Source organism: Kribbia dieselivorans NBRC 106261 (assembly GCF_001552435.1).
GTDB classification, from domain to species: Bacteria; Actinomycetota; Actinomycetes; order Actinomycetales; family Dermatophilaceae; genus Kribbia; species Kribbia dieselivorans.
Window position 1 is genome coordinate 1 of record NZ_BCRE01000262.1, and the last position, 3,268, is coordinate 3,268.

Annotated in this window: 3 protein-coding genes; all 3 read left to right on the top strand. The window is 72.7% G+C overall.

The genetic code is table 11. From position 1 onward, the window contains the following. Window positions 1-285, top strand: a 285-nt coding sequence (locus KD1_RS15630) for a vWA domain-containing protein (protein ID WP_502690830.1), incomplete at its 5' end; no start/stop codon positions are given. Next, on the top strand, window positions 285-899 hold the full coding sequence (cobO, locus tag KD1_RS15635) for a cob(I)yrinic acid a,c-diamide adenosyltransferase (RefSeq protein WP_068403447.1): 615 nt from the start codon (window positions 285-287) through the stop codon (window positions 897-899). The genes KD1_RS15630 and cobO, both read left to right, overlap by 1 nt. Before the next feature lie 22 nt (window positions 900-921). Further along, window positions 922-3,268, top strand: a 2,347-nt coding sequence (cobBC, locus tag KD1_RS15640) for a bifunctional hydrogenobyrinic acid a,c-diamide synthase/histidinol phosphate aminotransferase CobBC (RefSeq protein ID WP_068403449.1), incomplete at its 3' end; no start/stop codon positions are given.

Consider the following 3,268-nt stretch of genomic DNA (forward strand, 5'->3'; position numbering starts at 1 on the left):
CTGCGCGACCCGCGGCTACGACCGCTCCTCGTCGTCGTCACCGACGGCCGTGCCACCGCCGGCCCGGACGCCGTCGCCCGCGCCATGCAGGCCGCCGACCACGTCGCCGGACTGGGCGTGACCACCGTCGTCATCGACGGCGAGAGCGGCCCGCTGCGTCTCGGCCTGGCCACCCGACTGGCCCGCCACCTCGGCGCCGAGCATCTGCCTGTGACCGAGGTCAGTGCCGAGGCGCTGACCGGTTCGGTCCACCGCCACACCCGCGAAGTGAACGGAGCCGCCTGATGCCCCAAGGACAGCCCACCACCGTCCCCGACGACGGCCTGACCACTCGCCAGCGACGCAACCGGCCGTTGCTGGCGGTCCACACCGGCGACGGCAAGGGAAAGTCGACCGCGGCGTTCGGTCTGGCCCTGCGCGGCTGGAACCAGGGGTGGAACATCGGGGTGTTCCAGTTCGTCAAATCCGCGAAGTGGCGGATCGGTGAGCAGACCGTGCTCGAACGCCTCGGGGAGTTGCACGAGGAGACCGGCGAGGGCGGCCCGATCGAGTGGCACAAGATGGGCTCGGGCTGGTCGTGGACCCGCAAGCAGGGCGAGGCCGAGGACCACTCCGCCGCCGCGATCGAGGGCTGGGCGGAGATCAAGCGCCGCCTGGCCGCGCAGACGCACGACCTGCTCATCCTCGATGAGTTCACGTACCCGATGAAGTGGGGCTGGGTCGACGTCGACGACGTTGTCGCGACGCTGCGCGACCGCCCCGGGCACCAGCACGTCGTCATCACCGGGCGCAACGCCGATCCGAAGCTCATCGAGATCGCCGACCTCGTCACCGAGATGACCAAGATCAAGCACCCGATGGACGCCGGTCAGAAGGGCCAGAAGGGCATCGAATGGTGACCTCGCCGGCCACGGTGGCGCGATGAGCGTGACCCTGCCGCGCCTGGTCGTCGCCGCGCCGTCGACCGGGCAGGGCAAGACGACGATCGCGACCGGTCTCATGGCGGCGTTGCGCCGTCGCGGGCTCGAGGTCAGCGGTCACAAGGTCGGTCCGGACTACATCGACCCCGGCTACCACGCGCTCGCGACCGGGCGTCCGGGGCGCAACCTCGACCCGCATCTCGTGGGCGAATCGCGCGTCGTGCCGCTGCTGCTCAACGGGGCGCGCGGCGCCGAGGTTGCGATCATCGAGGGCGTCATGGGGTTGTACGACGGACGCCTGGGCACCCAGGGGTTCGCGTCGACGGCGCACGTCGCGGCGCTGACCGACTCGCCGGTCGTGCTCGTCGTCGACATCGCGCGCATGTCCCGCAGCGCGGCCGCGATCGCGGCGGGCATGGCGGCGTTCGATGAGCGGATCGCCGTGGCGGGAGTGATCCTCAACCGCACGGGATCGCCGCGCAACGACGCCGAGATCGTTGCCGCCGTGGAGGGCGCCGGGCTGGCCGTGCTCGGGCTGATGCCGCGCGACCCCGAGCTGGCGACGCCCTCGCGGCACCTGGGCCTCGTGACCGCAGCCGAGCGGGACGGGTCGGTCGCGCTCATCGATCGGCTCGGGTCGCAGGTCGCGGCGCACCTCGATCTCGACGCGGTGCTCGACGTGGCGCGGCAGGCGCCGATGCTTGACGGAGCGCCGTGGGACCCGGCCGAGCACGTGACGCCGGGTTCGTCGGCCGGTGCGTTCGGGGCCGGCGAACGCCCCGTCGTGGCGATGGCCGGCGGACGGGCGTTCACGTTCCGGTACGCCGAGACCGAGGAACTGCTCACCGCGGCCGGGTGCGACGTCGTGACGTTCGACCCGTTGGCCGATGCGGCGCTGCCGGCCGGTACCCGAGGGGTGTACCTCGGCGGAGGTTTTCCCGAGGTGTACGCCGGCGAGCTCGCGGCGAACCGGCCGCTGCTCGACGACCTGCGCGCCGCGGTCGAGGCGGGCGTGCCCACGGTCGCCGAGTGCGCCGGACTGCTCTACCTCGCGCAATCGCTCGACGGAGCGCCGATGGCCCAGGTGCTGCCGGCGACCGCCGAGATGGCCTCGCGGCTGACGCTGCGGTACCCGGTCGCCACGGCGGTCGGGGACTCCGTGCTGACCCGCGCGGGGGAGGAGGTCACCGGGCACGAGTTCCACCGCACCGTGACGACGCCGGCCAGCGGTGATGGTGGCGCCGGTGACGGGCACGCTGCCGCGTGGGTGATCGACGACGCTCCGAGTGGTTTTGCCGGCGGCACGCTGCATGCGTCGTACCTGCACGTCCACTGGGCCGGGCACCCGCAACTCGCGCAGCGGTTCGCCGACGCGGTGCACGCCGCGACGCCGCACGACTCACCCGTGGCGGACCACACATCGCCGGACCTGGTGCTGGAGCCGACGTCGACCGCACCGACCGACCCACCCCGCGATCCGCTGCGCCACCACGGCGACGCCGAAACCGGCGACGGACTCCTCGACTTCGCCGTCAACGTCTACGACGGACCGCGCCCGGCGTGGCTCGACCAGACGCTGCGCGACTCGCTGACCCAGATCGACACCTACCCCGACGCCACCGCGGCGACCGCTGCCCTGGCCGCCCACCACGGCCGCGACGTCGAGGAGGTCCTGCCGACGGCCGGCGCCGCCGAGGCGTTCACCCTCATCGCGCGGCTGCGCCCCTGGCGCCGACCGGTCGTCATCCATCCGCAGTTCACCGAGCCGCACGCCGCGCTCGCCCAGGCCGGCCACGACGTCACCACCGTGCTCTGCCGTGCCGAGAACGGTTTCGCGTTCGACCCCGGCGACGTCCCCGATGACGCCGATCTCGTCGTCCTCGGCAACCCGACCAACCCCACCGGCGTGTTGCATCGGGCGAGTCTCATCACCGCGCTCCGTCGCCCGGGACGGCTCGTCGTCGTCGACGAGGCGTTTCTCGACGCCGTGCCAAATGAGCCGGAATCCCTTCTGCGAGAACGTGATTCATCGTCCGGTGACCTTGTCGTCCTGCGCAGCCTGACCAAGCACTGGTCGATTCCGGGGATCCGGGCGGGCTTCGTCGTCGGCGACCCCACGGTGATCCGCGACCTCGCCGCGCAGCAGACGCCGTGGTCGGTGGCGACGCCCGCGCTCGCCGCGATGATCGCGTGCAGCACCCCGCAGGCCGCGGCGGAGTCTCGTGAGCGTGCGCTGACCCTCGCGCGCTGGCGGGCGGTGCTCGAGGGCGGGCTGCACGCGCGCGGCCTCGAGTTCGTGCCCTCGTCCGCCCCGTTCGTCCTCGTGCGGCCCGGTGAAGGCGCCCACG

What these genes read in the sequence shown, in the direction of transcription:
- cobO (WP_068403447.1), top strand. Translation starts at nt 285, where the DNA reads ATGCCCCAAGGACAGCCCACCACCGTCCCCGACGACGGCCTGACCACT.